The following is a 24,818-nucleotide window of genomic DNA, read 5'->3' as shown; positions in this document are numbered from 1 at the left end:
TCAGGCGGGGATGCGGTGAATGTGAAGCGAAGGCGACCTTTGCAAAAACGGCCGCCCGGCGCTCAATAGCCAAGCCAGGCGAAGAGCTCGGCGGTCACGGTGAATTTCTCACCGAGATCCTGGCGAACCTCATCGGGATCATGACCATGGGCGCGGATAAGTCGCTCGGCCTCGGGTTCGGACAGTTCGGGATGCTCGGCGGCGAAATCCCAGCTGGTCAAGCGTCATCTCCCTGATCGTCATCGAGCCCAGGAAACCAGAGCTCAAGAATGCCGCGGTTGTGGCCGATACGTCCGGCCTGGATCACCAGATCGATCGAGCCGGACAGGTAGCGCATGACTTCGGCGAAACTGAGACGGGTACCCGTTTCCAGGACGAGAAGCGCCAGCTTGTCGAAGGCTTTGCGGGCGGTTTCGGCATGGAGCGTGGTGAAGGAGCCGCCATGGCCAGAATTGATCGCGCCGAGATAGGTGACGGCTTCGCGCCCGCGCAATTCGCCGAGGATGATCCGGTCGGGGCGCAGGCGCAGCGTCGCCTGCAAGAGCTTTTCGGGCGAACGCGACGAGGCCTCATCGCGACTGGCGACCAGGCTGACATGATTGGGCTGCCCCGGCATCAGTTCCGGCGCGTCTTCGATCAAGACGAGACGCTCTTCCGGCGGGATCATCCATTGCAAGCGACGGGCAAGTTCGGTCTTGCCGGTTGAGGTACCGCCGGAGACCAGGATATTGAGCTTTTCTGCCACTGTGGCGCGCAGAAACTCATCGGGATCTCCGTCAGCTTGGATCAACGCGCGAATGGATCGGATTTTCTCCCGCCTGGCGGCCTCGGATGAGGTTTCCGGAGGCCGCAGGAAAGTAAATCGCTTCGGCTCGTCACGCGCGCCGCGGGATCGGAACAGGCGCAAGGCCAACACCGCGCCATGGGCCGATGCCGGTGGCAGCACAGCCTGGGCGCGCAAGGTGACGCCGCGAAACCGGACGGTGGCCGAGACCATCGGCAATTGTTCGGTCAGCGGCTGGCGCACCTCATTGGCGATTTGGCAGGCGAGGTCACTGACCGCAGCGGGGGCCAGGGTCAGATCCACGACCTCTGCCATATGGGCGCTACCGCTGCGCTCGATCCAGACCCGACCATCGGCATTGATCGAGAGTTCGATGGCACCTGGATCCTCGATCAGGGGCGCGAGCGGCTGCAGATAATGTTCGAGAAAGCCAACCGCCATCAAAAGAGCTCCAGATCATGATTGACCCGCACGATCACGACCTGGCCCTGATCGAGGGTGATGGTCGGCGGGCGGTTGAGATAGCCCGCGATGGTCCCGCCCAAGGCATTGGAAGCGCTCTGGCCAATGCCGGAATAGATCTCGGCAAGAGCGTCGCTGTCGTCATCCTCCTCACCATCATTGGCGGCGGCCTCGAGAATTCCGGGCAGCGCCCCGATCACAGAGACCATGGTGGCGGCGCCAAAACGGCTGAGCGTGTGGTTCCTGACCTTGCCATTCAGGCCAGAACGCCCGACCCGGTCGCTGCCATAGCCTTCGAGACGCACGGTCAGGCCGTCGGCGCGGATCAACCGGTCCCAGGCGATCATCACCCGGCGCTGACCTTGGCTGATTTCATTGGCGTATCGGCCATAGAGCTTGGCACCACGCGGGATCAGCACCTGGCTCATATCCATCGACCACACATCCTGACTGACATTAGCGACGACATTGCCGGGCAGGCTGGTATCGACCGAGGTTTCGAGCGTGGCTTCGATCATCGTGCCCTGCACCACGGTTTGGCCGGGATGCGCGATGCGTTCGGCTTTGGTGATCTCGGCGCGCGCGGCCCCCGCGCGTAGGAAGTCGGTGGCTCCGGCACCGTCCGCTGCAGCGCTGCCGGGCTCGAAGCCAGCGGCCGGATCAGTGCCATTGGCCGCGGCATTGCCGCCCGCCCGAAACGCGACCATCGGCGAATTGATCTGGCGTTGGCGCTGCTCTGCGGCTTCCTGACGGCGGCGTTCGAGATCCGCAAGGCGCTGCGCTTCCGCCTCGGCTGCGGCCTGATCGGGCAAGCCGAATTGCGCGGTGTTCAGCAATTCCTCTTCGAGACGGCGGCGTTCGGCCTCCGCGTCGCTGAGGGCCTGTTCCTGTTCGGCCGCCTTGGCTTTCTCGGCCTCCACCTCGGCCTGCAGCTTTTCCACTGCCGCCTTGTTCTCGCGCTCGAGACTGGCGAGGCGCGCACGCAATTCCTCGAGCGCCGGGTCTGGTGCCGCAGGCGGTGCAGGCTTGGTGTGCTCGGCTGTGGGTTGCGAAACCTCGGGCTGCGCTTTCGTCACCGTGAAGCCCGCGAGGCCGGGATCTTGCTGGAACTCGGTGACGCTGGAGGTCGGCAGGCTTGCGACTTCGGCCTTACCGTCCGCACGCGGCATCATTGCCAAAGCCCCCAAAGCCGTACCAATGACAAGCGTCGCTGTCGGTATAAGATAGGGCTTGAGATTGCGCTTCGTTCGGGGCGGGGCCTTCAGCCGGGCGAGCCGGGCCGCGACCTTGTCCTCCTGATCCTCGGCCATTTCTTACTCCTCCCGGCCGGTGACGCAGATATAGTCGTCGCCATAACGCAGCACCCAGCGCGCGGAGCGTGCCGCTACGGTGATGATCTCGCCCTTGGTGTGGCTGTTGACGGAATATTCCCGACCCTTGGCATCGACGCGAAACAGCGACGGCATCGGCGCGCCGGGCGGGATCTGAAAATAGGTCTTCTTGCCATCATCCGAGACACCGACCGGCGCAAACTCCGCGCCCGAGGTGCCCTGCGAGACCGCGTAGCGCATTTTCTTCGGTGGTGCGGTCGGCAAGGGGCGGACGTTCGGGGCGGCGCGGTTTCTGCGGCCGCCGCCCGGGGCGTTGAATTTGACCGACCAGTTCGGGGTCGCCCGGCTTTCCGAGACCTGCAGGAAATAGAAGCGGCGATTGGTCTCGACGGTGACATTGGTCGAGGCGCCTTCGATCACCGGCTTGATGGTGAAGACATTGGCGCCTTCGAGTTTGTCGATCTGGAAACTTTCGAGATCACCCGCCGCCACCGAGCGGATCTCTTCGCCCTGACCGAGCTCAATCAGGGTGATGTTACGGATCCGGGTCGAGACATGATAGACTTGTCCCTCGACGAAATTGGCATAGGTGACGCGGGCGTCGCGCGGCCCGGCCTTCGGTCGGACTTCCGCTGCCGAGGTGAAAGGCAGGGCGGTCAGAAGCACAAGCGCCGCCACGCTGATCGAAAACCTATTCATCCTTCTGGGCCTCCAGAGAATCCGAGTTGACGCGATAGCCGGTCACGACAAAGCCAAACGGGTTCTGCCACACGAGTTCGAGCGCGCTTTCCTGCGTTGGCTGGAAACGGTAGCTCACCGTGGCGGTGAAGTTCCCCAGCCGGTCAGGCTGGTTCGGCCGGGTCAGGGTCTTCACGAAACGCACTTGCGCGGTGGTGTCATTGACCTGGTTGATCGAGAGCACCTCGAGCTTTACCTGCCCCGTATCGCCATAGAGCGTGGGCGGGTAGTTCGGGTTCTTGCCATCCCAAAGCGCCTGCAGTGAGGCCTGCGCATCGCCGCTCGATTGCCGCCAGGCGCGCAGCATGCGCGCCTCATTGTCATTTGGATCATAGGTCTCGCGGGCGAGCACATAGCCATAGAGCAGGCTTTGGGTGACGGCATCGGCATGTTCCATGGTGGCGCGTTCGACTTCGACGGCACGACTCGCGATGCCGGTGTCGCGATCGACGATGGTGAGGTAGGCTTGGGTCTGTTTCAGCGGCAGCAGGGCGAGGGTGGTGGCAAGGCCGAGCATGCCGCAAGCGATGCCGCCGGCGGCGACGAGCCAGGCCAGTTTCTCCCGGCGGGTAGGCTCGATGAAGAGCTGTCTTGCGAGTAACTTTCTCTCTTCAGACAAGACGTCTGTCATGGATCTCTCCCGAGATAGAGGGGGGCTGGACCTTGCGCGTTTAGCTTCGGCGCATGAGGTCAAGTGCCGTGAGTTTCTGGCGCAGCGCCATGCCGGCCTCGCGGGCCGAGCGCTGATGCGGGGTGGATTTGGAATCAGTCAGGCCCGAGGGCAGGCTGGTCAGCCCGGCGAGATATTGCTTGGGATGGGCGAGCCCGTGCACGCCCAAGGCATTGGCCCCGACCTGGCTTGGTCGCTGCAGTGAGGACCCGGCGAGGCGCATGGCCTCGGGGGCGATCGAGGCGAGATTCATCTGGCCGGTGATGTGATTGGCAGCTTCCGGGATTTTCATCAGGGCGAAGATGCCGACAAAAACCACGACCATGAAGCCGACGAGGCTGCCGAGGTTTTGGACGTCGGCTTGTTCGCGGAACTGGGTCTCAGCCATTGCGACCACCGCGGAGATCACCGCCGAGGCCGCAATCGGATACATCAGGTAGGAGACGAAGGAGGAAAGCCAGGCCTCGAAGAGCGGCTTGGTGCGATTGAAGATGGTGAAGATCATCGCCAGCGGCGCAACGCCGAGCAGGAACGCGATCATGATTTTCGCGAAACCGACGACCAGGACATAGACCGCCATCAGTATGGCGAGGATGAGGAAGAAGAGAGCGCCGAGCACGCCGCGGGTGATCGACCCCATGCTCTTCATCACCCCGTCAGCCGAGTCTCCCATGTCGCTCGCGAAGCCGTCCATCGCCGCGTTAATGTCGTTGGATCCATCCGCAATGCTGAAGAATCCGAGCGCCAGGTTGCCGCTGGCCGAGGTCAGAGCATCGTAGAACGTCCCGAAATTTGCCCAGGAGAAGGCGAACATGTAGACGAGGACGATCCGCGTCGCGATCTGCAAGCTATCCTTGGCACTTATGCGATAGATACCGAGCGCCATATTCATGCCGATGAGCAGGAGGAGCAGGGTCAGGAATATGGTCCAGAGCGGGCCGACGGCGGAGGCCGTGCTTTCGAAAAATCGCTCCCCGGTGGATAGCACACTGGCATCCAGGGTTGCGATGATGTCGGCGACGGTTCCCATCAGAACTCACCGCCACACATCGCTTCCACCTGGCTGCGGAGGCCTCGGGCAAGGGTGATGTATTCACGGCCCACCACGCGACGGTTCCATTCATGACCGTCGCGTTCTGCCACTTGGCCTTCGATCGCTGCGACATCCGAGAAGGGGGCAACCTTTCCGGCACAACTGCAGTCACGCGTATTCAGAACCCGGCGCATTTGGGCATAGGAGTAAATCATCCTTCGCGCGTAGGCATCGAATGAGGGTTCGGCGAAGGCTTTTGAAGATACCTCGGGTGCGCGCTCGCAGCTGCTATATGGCACGTTTTCGGTCAGTGCCTTCGGGACATCCTGAGAGCCTATTTGCGGCGACAGGCGCAGATAATCCTGATCACGCCCCGTCGCCTGATCATTGAATCCGAAGCCTGTCGTAGCTTCATCAACCAGGTGATCCAGCGCGGCGAAGGGTTTTTCTGCGGCCGACTCCTGTTGCGCCGGATCTTGTCCCTGCGCCCGCCACAGGGGAAGGGCAATGACGGCGGTCAGATTCAAGGCGAGGACAGCGCCCCCGATCACGATGCGACGGGCCATGCTCATTCCTCCAGTTTGATGCTCAGGTATTTTTCTTCATCGGCGGCGGTGGCGACATCCATGATGCCCGCCTCGCCCATGCCCACGGTCTGCACCGCCTGCATGGCCCAAACATTGGCCAGCGCGATGCCAAGCTCAACGGTGACGCGGGTATTGAGATCGATGGCCTGTTTGAGATTTTCCGTGCCTTCGATCTTGCCGACCAGCCCGTCGATCCGGGTCAGGCTGTCGCGCGCGCGTTGCGAGGAGGATTCCGCCGCCACCGACATGAAGGCATTCACATTGGCCGCAGTGCCGATGCGCGCCGCCGGCGCCTCCTCGCTTTTGGCGAGCTGATCAACCCGGGCGCGTTCAAGGCCAGCCGAGGCGAAGGCCTTGTCGACATGGGAGGACACCGTGCCGCCGCTCAGCGTGCCGCCATCCGCGAGGACAGAGGCCCAATCGCCGGATTTCGCGGCATCGAGCGAGGCGGTCAGATCGCTGAAGCCGGGCATGATCTCTCTGAGGAAGCTTTCCTTGTCAAAGCCGAGATCAGCCAGCGTGAGACCATCTTTCAGGGCAGAGATCTGGCTGTGCAGGAGCTGGATCTGTTCGATCAGCTTCAAAGTCTGGGTATCGAGCTTCACATTCTGTGCGACCTGTTCCTTCAGCTGCAGTTTGGCCTCGGAGATCATCTCCTGAAGCCGGGCAATGCTGGTGACATCGATCGTCGGCACGCCTTGGGCCGAAATCGCGACCGGGATGAGGACAAGTGCTGTCGCAGCCAGGGCACGCTGCATTGCTTTGCCAAAGCTCATCGTTTTAACCTCACTTGCAGATAGGTCTCGTCTTCGGCGTAAGCCTGCAAAAGCAGGGCATAGCGCGCCGCCTCCACCTTGCGCTGGGTCGCCTGCAGCCGGGTCAGGATCGCGGCCATGCGGGTTACTTCCGCTCGGGCATAGGTATTGAGATCAATCTCTTCCTTGACCGAACCGGTGGCACCGATCCGCGCGATGATGCTCCGGAGCCTGACTGCCGCGGCCTGCATGCTCGTCATGGAGTGGCTGGCGTAATGCTGCCCGGCATCGGCGATATTCGAGCTCTCGGCGATCACCATGTCCTTGGGATCGAGTGTGCCGAGATCGTCGGCGCCGCTGATCCGACCGGCATAGAGCTGGTAATGTGCGCGGATGCGGCGGACGTAGTTCTGGGTCTCGGCATAAGGCGGGATGCCGTTATATTTCTGGACGGCGCCGGGACCGGCATTGTAGGCGGCGAGCGCCAGTTCCATTGAGCCGAACTTGCTCAATTGCTGCAGCAGGTAGCGCGCCCCGCCATCGAGTTGCAGGCGCGGATCGTCGTAATAGGCCGGATAGATGCCCAAGCCTTGCGCCGTGCCCGGGATGATCTGGGTGAGGCCGAAAGCGGCTTTCGGGCTTTTCTTGCCAATGCTGAAATTCGATTCCTGCTTCACCAAGCCTTGAAACCAGCAGCGGAACTCCACGGCGTTGATCCCGGCCTTGGCCAGCGCCGGATGACCTCCATAGCGCATCGCGGTCTCGGCAATCATGCCCTCGATGGTGGCGGGCGCATCGCCGAACAGCCGCTCGGCATAGGGATTGTCATCCTCGATGGCATAGACCGCGTCGGCGCCAAAGCTCGAGCTGCCTATGTCACCGCCCCCTTCCAGATCCGGGATGAAAGTACTCGTTCCGGTCAGCAGGCGCAGGGTCTCATCAAGTGCGGCGAGTTGGGCATCCTGCTCCTTCAAAATCGCGGCGCGCCGGGAGTTTTCCTGGGCCTCGGCGGCGCGCTGCGCCAGATCCTGCTGTTTCTGCAAAAGCCATTCAGCGATTTGCTTGAGATCGACCGCCGGCACGCCAGCAGCATGGGCAAGCGGCGTGAAGGGCAGGGTGGTGAGAGAAAGCGCGAGTGCCATGGATCTAAACCTCCGGCACATCGCGGAACTCGCAATCACCACCGGCTTGTTCGATCAGCGTCATGCCGGACCAGCAATTGCTCTTGCGGATTGGGGTTTCGCCGGCACAGCCGGCAAGGCCGAGCAGAATTGCCCCAAGCATAAATGCTCTAACCATGATCCATCCTCCAGAAAAACGGCCGGGTCTCGAAACCCTCGCCAAAGGCGCGCAGGGCCGATTTGCCGCCGCTCAGGGCGGTCAAGAGCGGGCCCAGCGGCGAGAGATCGACATCCAAGAGCGTCGATCCGGTCGGGCCATTCCACAGCGCGCGGCGTGGTCCATATTGGCCCTCAAGCACGAAGCCGAGCTGGTTTTCCGTCAGATTGAGCCCGGCATATTGGCTCTCAATGGCCTGACTGTTCGGGAAAATCAGCCGATGCGGCAGGCCCTCGAGAATGGTCTTGGCTTTACTGGCTTCAATCTGGCTCGGAAACTGCGTCATCAGCGCCATGGTCACTGCGAGCTTGCGCATGGTGACCGCCCATTTTGGCATGCGGGCGGCGAAGAAGGCGTCATCGAGCGCGGCATGAGCCTCGTCGATGATCAGAAGCGTCGGCACCCGGTCCTCGAACATCAGCTCAAGCCGACGGAAGATGTAGCTCAGGATCGCGGTGCGTTCGGTGGCATGCTCGAGGATCTCGGACATATCGAGGCCGACGACATTGTTGCGGCGGAAATCGACGACCGGCTGGTCTGCTGCCCCGAAGACCCAGTTGTAGCGCCCCTCTGGTCCCCATTCCGCGACCCGCATGGCGAGCTCACGCCCGTCCTGCACATCGCCGACCAGACTTTCGAAATGGGCAAAGCTGCGCAGAGCTTCCGGGGCGGCGGCAATCCGGCGAATGGCGGATTTGAGCGCCGCTGATTGGATCGGCGACAGCGTGCCGCGGCGCTCGATCAATGCCGAAAGCCAATCCATCAACCAGGCCTCGCCACGGGATCCGGTCTCGGTCAGCAGCGGATTGAGTCCAGTGGGCTGTCCGGCCCGGATCCGGGCGTAGGTTCCGCCCAAAGCGGCGACGAGGCTTTTGAGCCCCTCATCCTTGTCGAAGATAATGATGCGCGGTCGCACCCGCAGCGCCTGGGCGGCAAGGAAGGCGACCGTGGTGGTCTTGCCGGAATCCGAGGGCCCGAGCACCAAAGTATGGCCCAGCGGCGGCTCGGATTCCGGCCGTCCCGGCCCCTGGAAGCTGAACCGATGCGGCGCGCCGGATGCGCTCTGAAACACGGTGATCGGCGTGCGCCAATGCAGCGCCGCGGCCGGGCTACCGGCATCACTCATATGCAGCGAGGCCATATCGGCGAAACTCGTGGTGGCGACCGTCATGCCCCAGCATTGGTAATCCATATTGCCAGGATGGCTGGCAAAGAAGCTGGCCTCGAGACTATGCGTGCAGCGCGTGAGCTTCACCCGCGCGCGTTCGGCCATGCCCTTGATCTTCGAGATGCGCTGATCGAGCTCTTCGCGACTCTCCGCAAAGACGGTGATGGTGAGCTGATGCAGGCCCACACTCTTGCCGCCGCTTTCGACCTCATCGGCGGTCTCGATCAGCTGCTGCTGGATCGTGGTCGCGAGATCATCGGCCGCCCGCATCTGTTCGACGCGGAGACGTACCCGACCGGCGATTTTTTCTGCCGCGATCGGGGTGAAGCTGTGGCAGATCACCGCGTCCAAGGACGCGTCGAGCGCATCGAGCATGCCGGGCCAGGTCTCCTGACTATAGCGCTTCACCGCGAGAACTGCCGCATAGCGAGGTGGGCCTATGCCCTCGTCGAACAGGATCTCGTTCGGATAGAAGGTCGCGGCCGAGGGTACGGCATCTTCGGCAATCAGGCTCATTTCGCCGCGCCAGGCCGGGGCGAGAAGCCCGGTGCTGATCGCGGTGTAAAACCCGATCAGACTGCCATCGCTGATCTTCAACCGCCGGGTGGTGACATGCGGCAAGCCGCTTTCCAGCACCTCGACCAATTCGCGCAGATCATGCAGCCGTGCCTCGGTATCGGATTCGAGAAGCTTCGCCGCCGCCTTGCCAAAGAGCGGCACCCGCAGCGGTGCGGGCAGCGAGGAGACCACGGTCAGGACGACGACGAAATCATGCAGGTCTTGCGACGCGAGATGTTTGCGCCAGGCGCGATCGAGGTCGCCCGCGAAACTCTCGCCCTGAATGGGCGTCAGGCCAAGATCGGCGCGACGATGGAGGCGATGGATATAGAAGCTGAAGCGCTCATCGAGCCCGTCTATCATTCCGGCCAAGGCGCGGCGCAACTCGTGAATGTCCTGGGATGCGGCGGTCATGCCGTCGATCCCGGCAATCTCGAGCGAGATCATCAGCCCGTTCTGGCGCGTGCGGACAACCTCGTCATCGAGTTCGATGAGATAAGGCAGATGGGTGAAAAAACCGGGATCCTTCGGCAGGAGGGCCTGCGCCGCCGGATTGCGGCCAATCGAGGCATAGCTAGACATAGCGCCGGCCTTTCCTGCGCGAACGGTTCAAGGCAGGCGGGGTCTTTTGCAGGATGACGCGCAACACTTGCGCCCCATTCGGATTGGCGGCAGCGGCAATGCGGGCCAACCCGTACCAGACCGGCCCGAGGGCGAGGAAGGTCATCGATAGGATCAGGTTCTGCGATGTCCACATGAAGGGCAGCACGGTGAGCGACGCCACCGCCAGCATATAGGGCATCGGCAGGCCCCAGAGCTTGGCCTGACGGGTGAGCCCGAGAATGACCGGGGTGCGTTCCATGGCTCAGAGGAAGCTGTTGAGATTGCTGACCAGCGTCGAGGCCGGCATGGCAATGAGAGCGCCGATGACGACGTAGAGCAGCCAGGCCCAGGGCGCGCGATTGAGCGCCGCCATGATGCCGACGATGACGAAGGCGGTGGAGAAGAACCAGGTCACCGGATTGCCCATGATCCAGGTCGTCCAACTGTTGCCCAAGGTATTGGCCTTGGAGAAATCGATGCCCTGATTGGCTTGGGCCATCACTTGCGAGGCAAGGCCGATGAGCGGCAGCGACAAGGCAAGCGGCATCGACCGGCGAAGGTGCCGGAGAGCAAGGTTCGGGAGCATGGGAAGGATCCTTCTACTGGGTCTTGCGGAGGAGGAGGTCTTGTTCGGACAGCACCCGGATCACGTAATCGCGGGTTTCGGGATAAGGCGGCACCCCACCATATTTTTGCACGGCCTTCGGTCCGGCATTATAGGCCGCGAGCGCCAGCATCGGGCTGCGGAAAGCCTGGAGTTGCGCGAGCAGATAACGCGCCCCGCCATCGAGGTTCTGCATCGGATCCGCGGCATCGACCCCGAGCTGTGATGCGGTGCCGGGCATCAGTTGCGTCAGGCCAAGCGCACCTTTCGGGCTGCGGGCTTTCGGATTGAAGCGGGATTCCTGCCAGATCATCGCCCGAAACAGCGCATGCCATTCTTGCGGCGATAGCGCGGCCGCGCGCAGGGCAGGGTGATGCTGGTAGCGTGCGGCGACCCGGTCGATCCCGGGCATGATCGCGGCAGCGGGACGGGAATGCGGGGAAGACGTGGTTTCGCGCAAGGCGGCGCGGATCAGGTCTTCTTCGGCATCGGCCGGAACGTCAACGCGCCTTATGGCTTTCGGCAGAAGACGATTTCCGGAAGCGTCATAGCGCAAGACCGAGGAGGCACCGCTACTCTCAGCGGCCAAAGCCGCGGCGCCGAAGCGGATGATATCGGCCTTGGCGGCGAGCGGGCTGCCCAAAAAAACCATGGGCAGCAAAACGGCAAGCAGGGCAGGGCGTCTATTCGGCCTTGCTTTCGATAATGACCGCTTGGCCTGCAACCATGGGCGCGGCAGGAATGGTGTAGCCAAGCTCCTTGCACATGGTGAAGACGGTGCTGAGGGTGCGGATTTCTCGGAAGGCGAGATCGGCTTGCGGTGCATTGCCAATGGCGGCGGATTGGCGGGCACGCCTTGTACGCTGGGTGATGAGGGCGGCCCAACGCGAACGTTCTTTCGGCTCGATGGCCAGCACATACCAGATGCCATGGTAATGTGGGCCGCGCAGCTCCGGCTCCTCATGGCAATAGATGCAGAGCAACCAGCCTTCTTCCAGAAGTTCCTTGAGTCCGTCGACCGTGACCACATTCGGGGGCTCTTTTCTCAGATCAATCACCGGCCCGCGTCTCCATAGCATGGCCACGCAGCACCTTCCGAATGCCAGCGTGGCAAATTTGCAAATCTCGGTCAACATGCAAATTTAACACGTGCCGAGCTTTTCTCTGAGAGCTTTGTAAACGCTGGGCAGATGTCTTCCAAGGCCGAAGCAAGCTCCGGCCCTGGACGTATTCTGGGTAGCTTTCTGACTTCCTTTGCGAAGTCGGGGTGCCGGCTGGGCCGGGAGGCGATCAGCCAGCACCTATCCCTCTCTCAAGAGGGACGTGGCACCTCTTGTGCGCCTGGGCGCTTTTCCATCGAGCCGATGAACATGCGCACACCTTCATCGGTGACCGCCCAGATGCCGAAATCGCGCAATTCCAGCGTCACCGGCTGGCTCGCATCATCAAGCATCAAGGACAGCATTTGCACCATTCCGGCATCGAGCTTGGCCGAGGCCCGGAGGGGGTTTTCGCTCAGGGCGACAGAGGGGCCGCGCATCTCCATGAAAATCTCCTGCTCAGATTCGTCTTTCGGCAGAACATAGCCGATCCCACGCAAGAGGCTACCTACCTGTCTTTTTAGACAGGCTAATTGGCTATATCTTGCCAGTCCCAGAACGAGTGAAAATGAGGTAGAGCCGTGCTTGAGACCGTCCTTCCAGATCATGAGCGCTATCTTGACGAGATCGAAGAACTTGCACCCGCAGGGTTTTTTCTGGGCCTTGGCCTTCACCTCGGACGGCCGCATGTCACGGTGAATCGCTTTCCGAAAGCTTGGGTGAAGCATTGGGAGCAGGAGGTCTTTCTCGGCCGGGATCCGATCGCTCTCTGGGTCATCAATCAGACGAGTGACGCGGTCGCGCGCTGGTCGGAGATTTCTGTCCCCGACCATTTCGGCATCCTCGCGCAAGCAGCCCAACATGGTCTTCGCTACGGAGCAACCCTGGTGACCCAGCTTGGGCGGCGGCGCTCCTGCCTCTCGGCCGCCAGATCTGATCGCGAATTCACGGATGCAGAGCTGAGCGAACTCGGCGGAAGGCTCAATCTCCTCGCCCATCTTTTCTCGAAAAGCGACCTCGTTCTGACCGAGAAGGAGACCGAGGCCTTGCAGCAGATGCGCCTCGGTCTCACCCATAGCGAAGCGGCCGAAACTTTGGCGATCAGCGTCTCGGCCTTGAAGCTTCGGCTCTCCAGCGCACAGAAAAAGCTCGGCTGTCGGAATGTCACCGCCGCCGTGGTGCGCGCCGTCGAAGAGGATCTAATCTAGCTGATTAGCCAGCCCAATTGGCCAGTTTAACAGTTGGGGCTTTATTTTAGGTCAGGTAGGCGCAAGAAGTTCCGAGAGTGAATGAAAGGGACGCCGCCATGGCCACGACCAACCAAGACCAGCGCCGCATTGCCCAGCCTGTGCAAGGGCTTGGCAGCGCAGAGAGCCAGGTCTGGCTCTATTCCTGGAATACCGGTGAGCTCTCGGTTCTGGAACTTCCGGAAGGCATGAGCTTCGATCCGCGCGCCGATTTGCCGGCCGTCACGCCCGTCGCGCTTACCTTGGGTTGATCTCGCGATATTCGCTCTGTACATATTTGCAAATCAGTCATGGATTGCAGATATGTCAAACGCTCCCGGACAGATTTCGAGAACCCGTCGCAGAATAGTTTGGGCTGCGGGTCTTGCCGCGCTTTCTCTGAGCGCGCCGCCTGCCAAGGCCTATCCGATCGATTGTGCCATCCTGCTTTGCCTCGCGGGCGGCTTTCCCGCCTCGGCGGAATGCGCGGCCGCCAAGGCCGAGATGATCCGGCGGGTGACGCCCTGGCCAGTCGAGCCGCCCTTGCAGCTTTGGCGCTGCCCGATGGGAGCCCCATTCTCCGGCTCCGCTGCGGTTCCAATGCAGGCGATCCCGCCCGAAGTTGCGCGTTATCGCGACGGCATTGAGCTTTATCACATCATCTACAGCCAGCGCCGTCATGACGGCACGACCTATGTCACCGACCGCTCGCGCCTCGGCCATTATGACGCGCAAGGCAATTTCAGCTGGATCGCGATCCGGATGCGCGAGGCACCGGATTGGGTCTATGCCGCCAGCGGGGTCTCAAAAAATGCCGTTCTGGCCGAGCTCGGCTCGGTCCGGCTCTGGCGCGGCATGCTGCTGCGCTGGCGCGACCATCAGGGCAATTATTCGGAGGAATGGATCCGCTACTGAACGCAAACAAGCAGACCCCACAAAAACAAAAAACCCCCGCGCGGGGACCGCACGAGGGGATTTGCAAGGTAACGCAGGTGTAGAGCTCCTGCATCGCCGTCATTACACAACGGCATAATCACCTGCTTTTCCCACGGATTCAAGACCAAAGCCGCAGCTTTTGCGAATGGATCCGGCTTGCCTGCGGCCCTGCGCCTCGAAAATGAGGAGCAGAATATCATGAACGCAATCGCCCGAGTGACGCACCCGGTACTGCCCGAAGGCATGACACTCAGCCATGTCATCGAACTCGTTGAACGTCTGGCCCGGTATCTCGGTCTTGGCGCTGCCCGCCGTGCGGTGCTCTTGCGGATGATGCGTCAGACCGCGCCGGCAGATTGGTGCGATCCTGGCTGCGATCCGGTCTGTTTCCGCGCCCAGCAGGATCTGGCGCGCGATCTCGGCATCAGCGATCGAACCTTGCGCCTGCATGAGAAGGGGTTGGAAGAGCATGGGTTCATTCGGATCGATACCGCCGCCAATGGTCGGCGCTCTGGTCGACAACTCTCGCATGGTCGGCGGCTCGGGATCAACTTTAGGCCGCTTCTGGAAAATCTCGGGCTGCTTCTGGCCTTGGATGCCGAGCATCGCGAGGAGGCGCATCGCATTTCTGTGCTGCGGCTCGAATGCTCAGCTGCCAAGCGCGATGCCAAGCAGGCGATCGAGCAGCTGCTTGAGCGAGATCCGCAGCATGCCGCGCTGCCGGAATTGTTGCGCCGCTTCACTGCTTGGCCGCGTCGCTATGCCGGTTTCCGTTGCTCCGAAGATCTGGCGCGCCATCTCGCTGAGATTGACGCGGTGGCCGCCGAGGTGCGTGCCTGCTTCGCGTGTTGCGCAGAAACTTCCGCCATGGCGGAAGCCGAACTTCCGGCAATAGGAAATACAACTCCAAAGAATCTTGTAAGGGTGGATACACGTCGGACAACGCCCCCGCCGGATACATGCCGACCCTCAACCAATGGCAATGCTGAGGAAGACAAAGGCGATGATCTGAGCTGGATCACTCCCGAGATTGTCAAAGAGATGGCGGGACCTGATTTCCGCTTCTGCCTTGAGGCGCTTTGCCCGACCGGCGCGATCACCGAACGCGCCTTGCGCAGTACGGCAATCATGTTGCTGCGTGACCTCGGCATCACAGATTCTGCTTGGGAGGAAGCGCTGGACCAGCTCGGGTCGCTTCGCACATCACTTGCGGTGCTGTTGATCGAGGCGAACCGGGACCACCCAACCGCGCCGATCCGTGCCCCAGGCGCCATGCTGCGTGGCTTTGCCGCGCAGGACCGGTTGGGCGCGTTCAACCTCTCCGGCGCGCTGAAAGGCTTGCTGCGGCGCAAGCGGGCCGTGACATGATTCGGACACGTGTTCTGATGTGGGTTCTGGTCTCATCCCTCTGGTCTTTTCCGGCGCTCGGGCAGGGGGCTGGGATCACAGGCAACTGCCTGCCTCCCGAAGAACCGTTTGTGCCTGAGGATGACACGTCTCTGGCCCAATATGCCGATCTGGTCGCTGAAGACTTCGAGCGCTATTTTTCCGCGAGCTCGGAATATTTCGCCTGCATGGACGCCACCCGCCACACCGAATTCGAACGGGCGCAGCAGGTCTCGGAACGGCGCCGCTTATTCCTTGATCGCCTCGATCGGCTGGGGCTCAGATCCAAGGCCGCGGTGGGGCAGGAGCCGTGAGCGATCCGCGGCATTCAACTGGTTTTTTCGTCAAGCCGGCCTATCGGACGAAAGCCGGCAAGGTGCAGCTCGCGGTCTATTTCCAAGCGGCGCTCCGGCGCGGCGAGGACGGTGAATTGCTGACCGTCCGCGCCATGCCGCTGCTCCTGGCCAGCAATGCCCTCGACGATCCGGAACGATTTCTCGGCATCGTGGTCGAGATCCTGAATGCGGTGATTTCGGAGGAGGGCGGGTGCTGACCGACTCTTATGCCAGTTTGGTTATGTCGGGGAGGTTCAGCCAATAGCGTGTATGCCGACGTTCGCCGGTGCGAAACAAAGCGCCTTGCTCGACCAGATCATGGAGGTCGCGGGTGGCGGTGGCACGAGAGGTTCCGGTGATGGAAAGGTATTTTTCGGCGCTAAGCCCCCCTTGAAACCCGGACGGACCTTCGCGGAACATGCGCTCGATCGCCTTGGTTTGGCGATAATTCATCTGGTCCCGATACAAGTCGTAGAAACGGGCCTTCGCAATAAAGAAGCCGACACGATCGAGGGTGACGCGTTGGGCCTCGAGAACCGTCTGCCCGAACCAGACCAGCCAGTCGGTGACCTCCAGCATCTTTTGATGGGTCTCCAATTGCCCGTAATAGTTCTTCCTGTCTCGCTCTATCGTATAGGCGAGTGCGATCAGGCTTGGCTGGCCAATGCTTTGCGCCAGCGATTTTTCCGCCAAAGCCCGGCCGATACGCCCATTGCCATCCTCGAAGGGATGGACGCTCTCGAAATAGAGGTGCGCAAGACCCGCGCGTGTCAATGCGGGCAGGGGGCTTTTCCCCTCTGGGCCTGTCCGATTGAACCATTCGATGAGGGTTTCCATTTCGCGGGCCACTTGACGCGAAGGCGGGGCCTCGAAGTGAATGATCGGCCGCTCGGCGCGGCCAGAGACGATCTGCATCGCCTCGTCATGCCAGCGATAGGCACCGATCGCGTCCAGACCACGATCATGTGACAATAGCATGCCGTGCCAGCGCCAGAGCGTTTCGTGAGCGAGGGGAGCTGCGAATTCTGAATAGACATCAACCATCATTTCGCTGATGCCTTGCTCACGAGGTCTTGGCTGATAATTGTCGGGTGCGAGTCCGAAGTGCCGGCGTAGCGACGACTGGACGCTCGAACGATCCAGGATCTCACCTTCGATCACGCTCGTCCGCATCGCCTCTTCGCTCAGAAGCTCGATCCGCAACCGGTTGCGGTCATCGCCCCCGACATGCTTGACCGCGCCCAGAATCTCGCCGGAGGTCAGCAGGAACTGCCTTTCGAGAGCTTCCATCGCGGCCGCATCATAAGCAAAATGAGGCCATCTGGCCTGCGTCCAGTTCCAAAGCATGAGCGATAGACCTCCATTCTATAACTCAAAATAACCGCAAATTACGATTTATGGAAGGTCGTCCTATCGCTCATTGGAGCGCGGCCTACGAGTTGCTTCAGGCAGTCTCGACAGTAGGCGACATTTCCCGGATCGGAGGTCAGGGTAAAGTCGGCCCATTGCAGATGGTCGACCATGACAATTGCCGCACTGACGTATGCGTGGAAACGGTCGCTCAGCCGTACCGCAGCGAGGAAGGCGACGGGCACGAAACATCTTATCGTTCCTTGAGCCCTTCGCCGGTTTGTGACAACGCTAACGAAGCAGGGATTGCCAACTTGTTTTGATGCGCGCGAATTCGGCCTGAGCGGTGTTTTTCAGGCGGTCATTTCAAGGGCGTATCCGGCCCACAGTTCATGGGCATCGGATCTGGCGTGGCGATAGGATGTGGCGGAGAGGCGATAGCGGCGCGGCCGGAAGATCGTGTTTATCTGGTCATGCGCGGCGAGGAACCTCTGTGCCTGCCTTGGTGACTTGAACTTTCCCATAAGCCTTTCGCGCTTTCTGGTCGGTCGGTGGGACCCTTCGATGCGGTTGTTCAGGCCTTTATGCGCTCGGTGATCGGCACCCGGCGCCAATTCGCGAATGGGTTTGATGTAGCTGCGCAGCTTGTCGGTGATGATGACACGCGGCGCGCCGAACCGGCCGATCAGCCCCTTGAGAAAACGCCTTGCAGCCCTGGCGTTCCGCCGGGGCTGTACCAGAATGTCGAGCACGTGACCGTCCGCGTCGATGGCCCGCCAGAGCCAGTGCTTCTTCCCACGGATCGCGATGACGACCTCATCGAGATGCCACTTGCCGCGGGCGTCGGGCCTGTCGCGCTTGACGCAGGCGGCGAAATGTCGACCAAATCGGTTGACCCATTTCCGGACTGTTTCCCGGCTGACGATCACGCCGCGCTCCGCCAGCAGGTCCTCGACATCCGCCGTACTGAGCGCAAAGCGATGGTACGCCCAGACCGCGTAGGCAACTATCGCGCGGGGAAAGCGGTAGCCTTTCAAGCGCGGCATCTCGGACGGTGCTTTCATTCCGGATGCCTATCCAATGCAGCCATCCCGAACAAGTTGGCAATGCCCTCCGAAAGCCTCGCGCCGCAGCCGCGGCTGATGCAATTGTCGACGATATTTGCGGGATGCCCAGAGCCCGTCCGCGATCATCCATTTGCGCAGCGTCTCGCGCGAGATCGCGATGCCATGCAACTCGGCCAGTTTCTCAGCCGCAAAACTCGGGCCGAAATCGGCGAATTGCGCCCGGACGAGCGCCAGGATCTCGCTGCGACGGGCCGGATCGATCATGTTGTTGGGGCTGCGGCCGCGCGCCTTATGCGCCAGCCCCGGCGCGCCACCGACACGAAAGCGCGCCAGCAGGCGGTGCAACTGTCGTCGGCTCAGATCCAGCAAAACCGCAGCATCGGTGGCGCGCAGCCTCCCGGCCTCGACCTCCTTCAGAACCGACATGCGTTTCAGATCGCGCTCGCTCATCATCACCCATCCCATGCCCGTTCTCCGATTTTGGCGCAGCTGCTTCAATCGGGGAACTGTGACATTCCTGAATTGCCAATGTGAGACATTTTAGCTTTGGCGCTATACTTAAATTTAGTATAATCCGATTTATGTAATGTAAAATGTACTGGGCGGTAACTTTCAGCTGTCGACCGTTACTCAGCCCATAAACCCAACTTTCGAGTTGCAGCGTAAGACCGCATGTCTTTTTTTACCTGCCCGCCCATGACAGATCAGTCTGCATCCTGATCGCGGGGCGACAATTGCCGTCCTTTTGCGATGGCGAACGACATACCGAAAGCCCAAGCAACGATCTACGTCGGAATTGATGTGTCCAAGGACAAGCTCGCGGTTGCGACCGCGGGTGGTGATTGCCGAGATGAGGTGCTGAGTCTGAGGACCAATGCAATGCCGCCGGCCATGGCGGTCGCGCCGATCTTCGAATATAGGGCGAACGCCCTGCGGAGTTTAGCGCAATAGGCGGGCCAGTCATGCTGCTTGGCGCGGTGCTCGGCGAGCCAAGTCCGTTCGACAAGTATGGGCGACATGTCCTCGGAGCCGCCGATCGATTCGAGCATCGCGCGCGCATCCTCGGCAGGGATCGTCTGCAACGCCTGCATTATCTGCTTCAGGGGCCGCCCGCAGGCTTCGAGACAGCCAACGACACCCGCGATCTCGAACGAGACGCTCCGTTCGAAGACAATTTTTCCCTGGGCGTCGATGACGCAGATCGCAACCGAGCGAAGCGACACGTCCAGTCCGGCATAGTGGTCCATTGGCCTCTCCTGTGATGCAGAAACATCTGCAGTCTACATTGAACTCGACCCCGTCGGTGTGGGATGCGCCCGATTACCATGCTTCGTCCGCGTTGCTGACACTCAATTGAGGATTTCGCTGCGCAGTGCCTGAGCGGCGGCTAGCGGGAATGGGGCGAAGCGGCGAGACCCGAGTTCGAGCGGCAAAGGGTTGTCGCGCCCAATCCGAGAGGCAGGACGCCTGCTTCAGCAATACTTGCCAAATGCGCTCCCGCGGCATGAGCGGAAGGCGCGGCCCATGGGCGAAAATACGGTCGATCTGCTCCCGGGCGACAGTTCCTGGAGTTTCGGTTGCGTAGTTCACGCGCCGTTACGCTGCGAACGACAACATGTGAACTTTTGTGCCTATGGAATCTCGCGTGAAATCGACACCAGCGGCAGATCGGCCTTTTGCCGGACACTGACGGGCAAGGTTGGCTTCTGGTTCGGCATCTCGAGATGCCGGGCGAATTTTCCGACAAAAACGTTTTGACAATTCGCGCGTCGAAAGCTCATTCTCCCGGCAAGCCGGTTCAGAAGGACGAGAAAACGTCGATGAAACAGATCATATTTCCGCTTGTGGCCTCGCTTCTCTGCGCCACCGCGCCGAATGCGCAGACCGCAGATGCCACGCCGGAAACCGTCGCTGCCCATTATGCTGATATCGCGCTGGCCGCCTATGGCGACAGCCTGACGACGGCGGAAGCGCTGAAGGCGGCGGTCGACGCGCTGTTGGCCGCCCCGTCGGCAGAAACGCTGACCGCCGCGAAAGCCGCCTGGACTGCCGCCCGCGCGCCCTATCAGCAGACCGAGGCCTATCGCTTCGGCAACCCGATCGTTGACGATTGGGAGGGTCGGGTGAACGCCTGGCCGCTGGACGAGGGGCTGATCGACTATGTCGCCGAGGGCACGCCTTCGGCCGAGGATAACGAGCTCGCCCAGTTGAACGTCATTGCCAATCCAACGCTCGAACTGTCGGGCAAGTCGCTGGATGCTGCCACCATTACTCCCGACTTGATCTCGGGCGAGTTGCATGAGGCTGGCGGGATCGAGGCGAATGTCGCTTCGGGTTACCATGCCATCGAATTCCTGCTTTGGGGCCAGGATCTGAACGGCACCGAGGCGGGCGCGGGCGCACGTCCCCCAACGGATTTCCTGCAGGGCGAAGGCTGCACCGGTGGAAACTGCGACCGACGCGCGCAATATCTGGTTGCCGCGACCGATCTGCTGATTGCCGATCTGCAGGAAATGGTTGCGAACTGGGAAGAAGGCGGTGCGGCGCGCGAAGCCGTGACGGCCGATCCCAAGGCCGGGCTCAATGCGATGCTGACCGGGCTGGGCAGCCTGTCCTATGGCGAGCAGGCGGGCGAACGGATGAAGCTGGGCCTGATGCTGAACGATCCCGAGGAAGAGCATGACTGCTTCTCGGACCAGACCCATCTCAGCCACTACTATGACGGGCTGGGGATCCAGAACGTCTATCTGGGGCAATATACCCGGACAGACGGCAGCAAGATGACCGGTCCCTCGATTTCGCAGCTTGTCGCAGCGGCCGATGCCGCCGTGGATCAGGACCTGCGCGGCCAGTTGGATGCCAGCATGGCGGCCCTTACAGCGCTGCGCGACAAGGCCGAAGGCGGTATGGCCTATGACCAGATGCTGGCCCCTGGCAACAGCGAAGGCGAAGCCACCATCATGGCTGCCGTCGATGCGCTGGTGGCCCAGACGAAGGGGATCGAACGCGCGGTTGCCGCGCTGAAGTTGAACGCGATCGCCTTCGAGGGATCGGACAGCCTGGATAATCCGAACGCCGTGTTCCAGTGATGCCTTCCTGAAATGACGTCCCACGTGCGCATATTGCGCGTTTTGGGCGGCACGGCCGTAGCCCTTCTGGCCTGTGCCGCTCAGGCCGAGCCCTCCGGCACGCCCGGTTGGCAGGACGAGCCGCATCTGGACATCATTCCCCGCACCGCCGAGGAAACGGCCCGGATCGCCGCCGTGACAGAACGGACGAGCGATTTCGGCGCGCCAGAGTCCTTCGAACAGAATCCCGGCGGCGCCGCGACGACGCGCTATATCGGCACGGCAGATGCCTTCTCGCAGTTCTCGGCGAACATGCGCTTCGAATCCGAACTGGACTTCAAGGTCGGCAACGGCATCTTCCGCAAGCTGTGGGTCGGCGCGCCCTCTTCAACCAAGGGCAGCGACGGGTTGGGGCCGCTTTACAACGCGCGATCCTGCCAGAACTGCCACATCAAGGACGGGCGAGGCCATGTGCCCGAACATCCGGAGGACAGCCGCGTCTCGGCATTTCTGCGGCTTTCCGTTCCCGGAGGCAGGGACCAGCCGCTGATCCCGGATTACATCCCGACCATGCCCGAGCCGGTCTATGGCGGTCAGTTGCAGGATCTGGCGCTGGAAGGCTATCTGGCAGAGGGCAGAATGGAGATCGAATGGTCGGCCGTTCCCGTGACCCTGGCCGATGGCACTGTCGTCGAATTGCGGCAGCCGCGATACGGGATCGACGGCTATCGATATGGCGCGCCGCATGAGGGCCTGATGATCTCGCCCCGCGTGACGCCACAGATGATCGGACTTGGGCTGCTTGAATCCGTGCCCGCCGCCGATATCCTGGCACTGGCCGATCCCGAGGACCGCGACGGCGACGGCATCTCGGGTCGCCCCAATATCGTCTGGTCGGACGAATTGGGCCGCCCGCTTCTGGGTCGCTTCGGATTGAAGGCGGGGAAACCCACGATCCGCGAGCAATCGGCCAAGGCCTTCGCCGACGATATGGGCCTCTCCACGCCGCTCTTTCCGGGCGCTTCGGGTGAATGCACCGCCGCTCAGTCGGATTGTCTCAGCGCGACAGCGGGACAGGAGCCAGGCATTCGTGACGGGCTGGAGGTTGATGGTCAGGCGCTGGACCTTGTCACCTTCTACGCCCGAAATCTTGCCGTGCCGGAACGGCGCAACGTCGATGATCCGACCGTCTTGCGCGGAAAGGAGATCGCCTATTCGATTGGCTGCACGTCCTGTCACAACCCGAAATTCGTGACCCATCGGCTGAACGACCAGCCCGAGCAGAGCTTTCAGCTGATCTGGCCCCATACCGACATGCTGCTGCATGACATGGGGGACGGGCTGGCGGACAACCGTCCCGAATCCCGCGCTACGGGGCGGGAATGGCGGACTGCGCCGCTATGGGGTATTTCCTTGAACAAACAGGTCACGGGCACCGAGAACTACCTGCATGACGGCAGGGCGCGTTCGCTGATCGAGGCGATCCTGTGGCATGGCGGCGAGGCACAATCTGCACGCGAAGCGGTCGTGGCCCTGCCCACCCAAGACAGAAAGGCGCTGATCGCATGGCTGGAATCGCTTTGATCCGTGGATTGGCGCTGTCGGTCCTGATCGGCACCATGCCCGCCCATGCCGACGTGGCCGAGGCCGTGCGCGATGTCATCCTGCCAGCCTATGACGATCTTGCCCGGACCACCGGCTCTCTGGCAGCCGCGGCGCAACAGGATTGCAGCGCCACGCATTTGCGGGAACCGTTCCAGCAGACGTGGGATGTTTGGGCGCGGATCGACTTCCTGCGCCTCGGTCCGGTCGAAACCAATGGCCGCGCGCTTGCCATCAGCTTCTGGCCCGATCCTAAATCCTCGGGCCGTCGTGCTCAGCAGGCGCTGATCGATGCAGGCGCGCCGACGATCAATGATCCCGTGGCGTTTTCCGATCTTTCGGTTGCGCTACGGGGCCTCTCCGGGTTGGAAAGGCTGATCTACCTGTCGGATATCACCGGCGCGGACGACGTGCTTTGCCGTCTGCGTCGCGCGACAGCGACGGATCTTGCCGCAATGGCCACGGAGATCCGCGCCGAATGGGCGGCCTACGGGGCATTGCTCGTCCAGCCGGGCAGCGACGGCAACAGCACCTTTCTGAGTGCGGGCGAGGCCAGGCAGGCGCTTTACACCCAGCTTGTCACCGGGCTCGAGCATCTGGCGGATACGCGGCTTGGCCGGCCGCTTGGAACATTCGCGAAGCCGCGCCCCGAACGCGCCGAAGCCATCGCAGCGCTGCGCAGCCTGCGCAACGTTGCCCTGTCACTGCAGGGGATGCAGGATCTGGCGACGGCGCTGCTTCCCGACACGCCCGAAACACAGGCGGCATTTGCGCGCGCCCTCAGGCTGGCGGAAGGTCTGGATGATCCGGTCCTTGCCGGAGTCGCCGAGCCGTCAGGCCGGCTCAAGGTCGAAATCCTGCAGCAGGCGGTCGACACGGCGCAGGAAACTCTTGCGACCGAGATCGGCGGTGCACTGGGCCTGTCGGTGGGCTTCAATGCAAAGGACGGTGACTGATGACGAACCGCCGTACGTTGCTGAAGGGTCTCGCCGCCGCGACGCTTCTTCCCGCCAGAGGCTGGGCCGCCGCGGGCTCACCGGAATGGATCGCCGCCGCCAGATCGCCCGGCGGAGATCACGCTTTGCACGGGATCGGCGCCTCGGGCGAGATCACCTTCTCGATCCCGCTGCCGGGTCGGGGCCATGCCGCCGCCGCCCATCCCTATCGCGCCGAGGCCGTCGCTTTCGCCCGTCGCCCCGGCACGTTCGGCATCGTGTTGGATTGCCGAACCGGCGCGATCATCCATCGGCTCAGCCCGCCCGAGGGACGCCAGTTCAACGGCCACGGCGCCTTTTCGCTGGATGGAAGCTGGCTTTACACATCCGAAGTGGTGGCCGAGGGCTCGGCCGGTCGCGTCGGGCTCTGGGATGTCCGGGCAGGTTATGCCCGTGCCGGTGAATGGGACAGCCGCGGCGTCGGGCCGCATGAACTCCGCCTTCTGCCAAACGGCAATATCGTGATCGCGAATGGCGGGATCAGGACCGATCCGCAGGACCGCACGCCGCTAAACATCGACAGCATGCGCCCGAACCTCGCCGTGCTAGACGCAGATGGAGACCTCGTATCCTGCCGCGAGTTGCCCGCTGAATTGCACCAGAACTCGATCCGCCATCTCGCGCTTCTGCCCGGTGCCATCGCCTTTGCCATGCAGTGGCAGGGCGACCCCGCCGAGCCCGTGCCGCTTCTGGGTTTGGCCCGGGACGAGGCGCCGCTGACCAACCACCCGGTCGCCGAGGCCGATGCGTTCAGGATGAACGGGTATGCTGGCTCGATCGCGACGAACCAGGACCTTATCGCGATGACCTCCCCGCGCGGTGGGGTTGCGATGCTGTTTACCGCAGAGGGCCGGCATTGCGCGACGCTCGACCGCGCAGATCTATGCGGTGTGGCCGCAGCAAGGGATAGTGCCTTCACCATGACCGATGGTGGAGGGGCAATCTGGGCAGCTGATCCGCAGGGTCTGCGGCTGCGGCGCAGGCATTCTCTTTCCTGGGACAACCATCTGGTGCGGATCGCGCCCTGACGACCTGCGCAGCTGAATGGGCCCGATCAGGTAGCGGCAGGCGCTTGGGGACATCCCCTAATCTCGGCCGACAGGGGATAATGAGTGCGTGCTC

General features: G+C 62.1%; 30 protein-coding genes. 10 read left to right on the top strand and 20 right to left on the bottom strand.

Annotated features, from left to right (window positions below):
- Positions 1 to 62: 62 nt before the first annotated feature.
- The 16 genes from ESZ60_RS20830 to ESZ60_RS14580 form a co-directional block, all read right to left on the bottom strand.
- Entirely contained in the window at positions 63 to 221 is a 159-nt protein-coding gene (locus tag ESZ60_RS20830) for a hypothetical protein (protein ID WP_167620170.1), read from the bottom strand.
- Positions 218 to 1,225: an ATPase, T2SS/T4P/T4SS family gene (locus tag ESZ60_RS14645; protein WP_134681474.1), complete on the bottom strand. Its 1,008-nt coding sequence runs from the start codon at positions 1,223 to 1,225 to the stop codon at positions 218 to 220. The genes ESZ60_RS20830 and ESZ60_RS14645 overlap by 4 nt, the downstream gene beginning before the upstream one ends.
- Positions 1,225 to 2,556 (bottom strand): TraB/TrbI/VirB10 family type IV secretion system protein, encoded by a 1,332-nt coding sequence (locus tag ESZ60_RS14640; RefSeq protein WP_134681473.1) that lies wholly within the window; start codon positions 2,554 to 2,556, stop codon positions 1,225 to 1,227. The genes ESZ60_RS14645 and ESZ60_RS14640 overlap by 1 nt, the downstream gene beginning before the upstream one ends.
- A 3-nt stretch (positions 2,557 to 2,559) precedes the next feature.
- On the bottom strand, positions 2,560 to 3,276 hold the full coding sequence (locus ESZ60_RS14635; protein ID WP_134681472.1) for a TrbG/VirB9 family P-type conjugative transfer protein: 717 nt from the start codon (positions 3,274 to 3,276) through the stop codon (positions 2,560 to 2,562).
- Positions 3,269 to 3,946 (bottom strand): VirB8 family type IV secretion system protein, encoded by a 678-nt coding sequence (locus tag ESZ60_RS14630; RefSeq protein WP_134681471.1) that lies wholly within the window; start codon positions 3,944 to 3,946, stop codon positions 3,269 to 3,271. The genes ESZ60_RS14635 and ESZ60_RS14630 overlap by 8 nt, the downstream gene beginning before the upstream one ends.
- 40 nt (positions 3,947 to 3,986) lie before the next feature.
- Positions 3,987 to 5,015: a TrbL/VirB6 family protein gene (locus tag ESZ60_RS14625; protein ID WP_134681470.1), complete on the bottom strand. Its 1,029-nt coding sequence runs from the start codon at positions 5,013 to 5,015 to the stop codon at positions 3,987 to 3,989.
- Complete coding sequence (locus ESZ60_RS14620; RefSeq protein ID WP_134681469.1) at positions 5,015 to 5,584, bottom strand: hypothetical protein; 570 nt, start codon at positions 5,582 to 5,584, stop codon at positions 5,015 to 5,017. Before ESZ60_RS14620 ends, ESZ60_RS14625 begins: the two co-directional genes overlap by 1 nt.
- Positions 5,585 to 5,586: 2 nt before the next feature.
- On the bottom strand, positions 5,587 to 6,381 hold the full coding sequence (locus ESZ60_RS14615; RefSeq protein WP_134681468.1) for a type IV secretion system protein: 795 nt from the start codon (positions 6,379 to 6,381) through the stop codon (positions 5,587 to 5,589).
- Positions 6,378 to 7,502: a lytic transglycosylase domain-containing protein gene (locus ESZ60_RS21680; RefSeq protein WP_167620169.1), complete on the bottom strand. Its 1,125-nt coding sequence runs from the start codon at positions 7,500 to 7,502 to the stop codon at positions 6,378 to 6,380. The genes ESZ60_RS14615 and ESZ60_RS21680 overlap by 4 nt, the downstream gene beginning before the upstream one ends.
- Positions 7,503 to 7,506: 4 nt before the next feature.
- A complete protein-coding gene (locus ESZ60_RS20825; RefSeq protein WP_167620168.1) occupies positions 7,507 to 7,659 on the bottom strand; it encodes a hypothetical protein in 153 nt (50 codons plus the stop codon).
- Entirely contained in the window at positions 7,652 to 10,006 is a 2,355-nt protein-coding gene (locus ESZ60_RS14605; RefSeq protein ID WP_134681466.1) for a VirB4 family type IV secretion system protein, read from the bottom strand. Before ESZ60_RS14605 ends, ESZ60_RS20825 begins: the two co-directional genes overlap by 8 nt.
- Complete coding sequence (locus tag ESZ60_RS14600; protein WP_134681465.1) at positions 9,999 to 10,286, bottom strand: VirB3 family type IV secretion system protein; 288 nt, start codon at positions 10,284 to 10,286, stop codon at positions 9,999 to 10,001. The genes ESZ60_RS14605 and ESZ60_RS14600 overlap by 8 nt, the downstream gene beginning before the upstream one ends.
- 3 nt (positions 10,287 to 10,289) lie before the next feature.
- Positions 10,290 to 10,613 (bottom strand): TrbC/VirB2 family protein, encoded by a 324-nt coding sequence (locus ESZ60_RS14595; RefSeq protein ID WP_134681464.1) that lies wholly within the window; start codon positions 10,611 to 10,613, stop codon positions 10,290 to 10,292.
- Between the two features lie 13 nt (positions 10,614 to 10,626).
- The gene (locus ESZ60_RS14590) at positions 10,627 to 11,283 is read right to left on the bottom strand and encodes a lytic transglycosylase domain-containing protein (protein WP_134681463.1); all 657 of its coding nucleotides are present in this window, start codon (positions 11,281 to 11,283) and stop codon (positions 10,627 to 10,629) included.
- Between the two features lie 31 nt (positions 11,284 to 11,314).
- On the bottom strand, positions 11,315 to 11,689 hold the full coding sequence (locus ESZ60_RS14585) for a hypothetical protein (RefSeq protein WP_209021308.1): 375 nt from the start codon (positions 11,687 to 11,689) through the stop codon (positions 11,315 to 11,317).
- A 254-nt stretch (positions 11,690 to 11,943) separates the two neighbouring features.
- The gene (locus ESZ60_RS14580) at positions 11,944 to 12,339 is read right to left on the bottom strand and encodes a hypothetical protein (protein ID WP_134681461.1); all 396 of its coding nucleotides are present in this window, start codon (positions 12,337 to 12,339) and stop codon (positions 11,944 to 11,946) included.
- Here ESZ60_RS14580 and ESZ60_RS14575 point away from each other — a divergent pair.
- The 6 genes from ESZ60_RS14575 to ESZ60_RS14550 all read left to right on the top strand — a co-directional run bounded on the left by ESZ60_RS14575 (position 12,313) and on the right by ESZ60_RS14550 (position 15,832).
- Positions 12,313 to 12,939, top strand: coding sequence for a helix-turn-helix transcriptional regulator (locus ESZ60_RS14575; RefSeq protein WP_134681460.1), 627 nt, complete (start codon positions 12,313 to 12,315; stop codon positions 12,937 to 12,939). The two genes, ESZ60_RS14580 and ESZ60_RS14575, sit on opposite strands and share 27 nt — an antisense overlap.
- A 98-nt stretch (positions 12,940 to 13,037) precedes the next feature.
- Positions 13,038 to 13,229: a hypothetical protein gene (locus tag ESZ60_RS14570; protein WP_134681459.1), complete on the top strand. Its 192-nt coding sequence runs from the start codon at positions 13,038 to 13,040 to the stop codon at positions 13,227 to 13,229.
- 52 nt (positions 13,230 to 13,281) lie between these two features.
- The gene (locus ESZ60_RS14565) at positions 13,282 to 13,872 is read left to right on the top strand and encodes a hypothetical protein (RefSeq protein WP_134681458.1); all 591 of its coding nucleotides are present in this window, start codon (positions 13,282 to 13,284) and stop codon (positions 13,870 to 13,872) included.
- A gap of 219 nt (positions 13,873 to 14,091) precedes the next feature.
- Complete coding sequence (gene repC / locus ESZ60_RS14560; protein WP_134681457.1) at positions 14,092 to 15,261, top strand: replication initiation protein RepC; 1,170 nt, start codon at positions 14,092 to 14,094, stop codon at positions 15,259 to 15,261.
- A gap of 110 nt (positions 15,262 to 15,371) precedes the next feature.
- Positions 15,372 to 15,593 (top strand): hypothetical protein, encoded by a 222-nt coding sequence (locus ESZ60_RS14555; RefSeq protein WP_134681456.1) that lies wholly within the window; start codon positions 15,372 to 15,374, stop codon positions 15,591 to 15,593.
- Positions 15,590 to 15,832 (top strand): hypothetical protein, encoded by a 243-nt coding sequence (locus tag ESZ60_RS14550; protein WP_134681455.1) that lies wholly within the window; start codon positions 15,590 to 15,592, stop codon positions 15,830 to 15,832. The genes ESZ60_RS14555 and ESZ60_RS14550 overlap by 4 nt, the downstream gene beginning before the upstream one ends.
- Before the next feature lie 7 nt (positions 15,833 to 15,839).
- On the opposite strand, the gene ESZ60_RS14545 is transcribed toward ESZ60_RS14550, so the two are convergent.
- From ESZ60_RS14545 to ESZ60_RS20820, 4 genes are all read right to left on the bottom strand, one after another.
- A complete protein-coding gene (locus ESZ60_RS14545; RefSeq protein WP_134681454.1) occupies positions 15,840 to 16,961 on the bottom strand; it encodes a Fic family protein in 1,122 nt (373 codons plus the stop codon).
- A gap of 356 nt (positions 16,962 to 17,317) precedes the next feature.
- Positions 17,318 to 18,028 (bottom strand): IS6 family transposase, encoded by a 711-nt coding sequence (locus ESZ60_RS14540; RefSeq protein WP_134681453.1) that lies wholly within the window; start codon positions 18,026 to 18,028, stop codon positions 17,318 to 17,320.
- Between the two features lie 9 nt (positions 18,029 to 18,037).
- Positions 18,038 to 18,496 carry a helix-turn-helix domain-containing protein gene (locus tag ESZ60_RS14535; RefSeq protein WP_134681452.1) on the bottom strand — a complete coding sequence of 153 codons (459 nt, stop codon included), beginning with the start codon at positions 18,494 to 18,496 and terminating at the stop codon, positions 18,038 to 18,040.
- Between the two features lie 320 nt (positions 18,497 to 18,816).
- Positions 18,817 to 19,278 (bottom strand): hypothetical protein, encoded by a 462-nt coding sequence (locus tag ESZ60_RS20820; RefSeq protein ID WP_167620167.1) that lies wholly within the window; start codon positions 19,276 to 19,278, stop codon positions 18,817 to 18,819.
- Positions 19,279 to 19,851: 573 nt separating this feature from the next.
- On the opposite strand from ESZ60_RS20820, the gene ESZ60_RS14520 reads away from it, so the two are divergent.
- Genes ESZ60_RS14520 through ESZ60_RS14505 form a run of 4 tightly spaced genes read left to right on the top strand, consistent with a single transcriptional unit; the run spans position 19,852 to position 24,724 of the window.
- Positions 19,852 to 21,120: an imelysin family protein gene (locus ESZ60_RS14520; RefSeq protein WP_134681449.1), complete on the top strand. Its 1,269-nt coding sequence runs from the start codon at positions 19,852 to 19,854 to the stop codon at positions 21,118 to 21,120.
- A gap of 12 nt (positions 21,121 to 21,132) precedes the next feature.
- Complete coding sequence (locus tag ESZ60_RS14515) at positions 21,133 to 22,683, top strand: di-heme oxidoreductase family protein (protein WP_134681448.1); 1,551 nt, start codon at positions 21,133 to 21,135, stop codon at positions 22,681 to 22,683.
- Positions 22,665 to 23,657 carry an imelysin family protein gene (locus tag ESZ60_RS14510; RefSeq protein ID WP_134681447.1) on the top strand — a complete coding sequence of 331 codons (993 nt, stop codon included), beginning with the start codon at positions 22,665 to 22,667 and terminating at the stop codon, positions 23,655 to 23,657. Before ESZ60_RS14515 ends, ESZ60_RS14510 begins: the two co-directional genes overlap by 19 nt.
- Entirely contained in the window at positions 23,657 to 24,724 is a 1,068-nt protein-coding gene (locus ESZ60_RS14505) for a DUF1513 domain-containing protein (protein WP_134681446.1), read from the top strand. The genes ESZ60_RS14510 and ESZ60_RS14505 overlap by 1 nt, the downstream gene beginning before the upstream one ends.
- The last annotated feature ends 94 nt before the right edge of the window (positions 24,725 to 24,818 follow it).

The sequence above is a fragment of the Paracoccus ravus genome (assembly GCF_004522175.1).
Classification (GTDB): domain Bacteria; phylum Pseudomonadota; class Alphaproteobacteria; order Rhodobacterales; family Rhodobacteraceae; genus Paracoccus; species Paracoccus ravus.
The sequence above is the reverse complement of the archived record's forward strand: the minus strand, read 5'-3'. Positions and strand labels throughout refer to the sequence as shown.

Coding starts and splice junctions, on each gene's coding strand:
- ESZ60_RS14510 (WP_134681447.1), top strand. CDS start 22,665: ATGGCTGGAATCGCTTTGATCCGTGGATTGGCGCTGTCGGTCCTGATC.
- repC (WP_134681457.1), top strand. CDS start 14,092: ATGAACGCAATCGCCCGAGTGACGCACCCGGTACTGCCCGAAGGCATG.
- ESZ60_RS14640 (WP_134681473.1), bottom strand. CDS start 2,556: ATGGCCGAGGATCAGGAGGACAAGGTCGCGGCCCGGCTCGCCCGGCTG.
- ESZ60_RS14515 (WP_134681448.1), top strand. CDS start 21,133: ATGACGTCCCACGTGCGCATATTGCGCGTTTTGGGCGGCACGGCCGTA.
- ESZ60_RS14520 (WP_134681449.1), top strand. CDS start 19,852: ATGAAACAGATCATATTTCCGCTTGTGGCCTCGCTTCTCTGCGCCACC.
- ESZ60_RS20825 (WP_167620168.1), bottom strand. CDS start 7,659: ATGGTTAGAGCATTTATGCTTGGGGCAATTCTGCTCGGCCTTGCCGGC.
- ESZ60_RS14645 (WP_134681474.1), bottom strand. CDS start 1,225: ATGGCGGTTGGCTTTCTCGAACATTATCTGCAGCCGCTCGCGCCCCTG.
- ESZ60_RS14590 (WP_134681463.1), bottom strand. CDS start 11,283: ATGGTTTTTTTGGGCAGCCCGCTCGCCGCCAAGGCCGATATCATCCGC.
- ESZ60_RS14505 (WP_134681446.1), top strand. CDS start 23,657: ATGACGAACCGCCGTACGTTGCTGAAGGGTCTCGCCGCCGCGACGCTT.
- ESZ60_RS14545 (WP_134681454.1), bottom strand. CDS start 16,961: ATGCTTTGGAACTGGACGCAGGCCAGATGGCCTCATTTTGCTTATGAT.
- ESZ60_RS14565 (WP_134681458.1), top strand. CDS start 13,282: ATGTCAAACGCTCCCGGACAGATTTCGAGAACCCGTCGCAGAATAGTT.
- ESZ60_RS14630 (WP_134681471.1), bottom strand. CDS start 3,946: ATGACAGACGTCTTGTCTGAAGAGAGAAAGTTACTCGCAAGACAGCTC.
- ESZ60_RS14595 (WP_134681464.1), bottom strand. CDS start 10,613: ATGCTCCCGAACCTTGCTCTCCGGCACCTTCGCCGGTCGATGCCGCTT.
- ESZ60_RS14535 (WP_134681452.1), bottom strand. CDS start 18,496: ATGGGATGGGTGATGATGAGCGAGCGCGATCTGAAACGCATGTCGGTT.
- ESZ60_RS14625 (WP_134681470.1), bottom strand. CDS start 5,015: ATGGGAACCGTCGCCGACATCATCGCAACCCTGGATGCCAGTGTGCTA.
- ESZ60_RS14540 (WP_134681453.1), bottom strand. CDS start 18,028: ATGAAAGCACCGTCCGAGATGCCGCGCTTGAAAGGCTACCGCTTTCCC.
- ESZ60_RS14605 (WP_134681466.1), bottom strand. CDS start 10,006: ATGTCTAGCTATGCCTCGATTGGCCGCAATCCGGCGGCGCAGGCCCTC.
- ESZ60_RS14580 (WP_134681461.1), bottom strand. CDS start 12,339: ATGATCTGGAAGGACGGTCTCAAGCACGGCTCTACCTCATTTTCACTC.
- ESZ60_RS20820 (WP_167620167.1), bottom strand. CDS start 19,278: ATGGACCACTATGCCGGACTGGACGTGTCGCTTCGCTCGGTTGCGATC.
- ESZ60_RS14635 (WP_134681472.1), bottom strand. CDS start 3,276: ATGAATAGGTTTTCGATCAGCGTGGCGGCGCTTGTGCTTCTGACCGCC.
- ESZ60_RS14600 (WP_134681465.1), bottom strand. CDS start 10,286: ATGGAACGCACCCCGGTCATTCTCGGGCTCACCCGTCAGGCCAAGCTC.
- ESZ60_RS21680 (WP_167620169.1), bottom strand. CDS start 7,502: ATGGCACTCGCGCTTTCTCTCACCACCCTGCCCTTCACGCCGCTTGCC.
- ESZ60_RS14570 (WP_134681459.1), top strand. CDS start 13,038: ATGGCCACGACCAACCAAGACCAGCGCCGCATTGCCCAGCCTGTGCAA.
- ESZ60_RS14620 (WP_134681469.1), bottom strand. CDS start 5,584: ATGGCCCGTCGCATCGTGATCGGGGGCGCTGTCCTCGCCTTGAATCTG.
- ESZ60_RS14615 (WP_134681468.1), bottom strand. CDS start 6,381: ATGAGCTTTGGCAAAGCAATGCAGCGTGCCCTGGCTGCGACAGCACTT.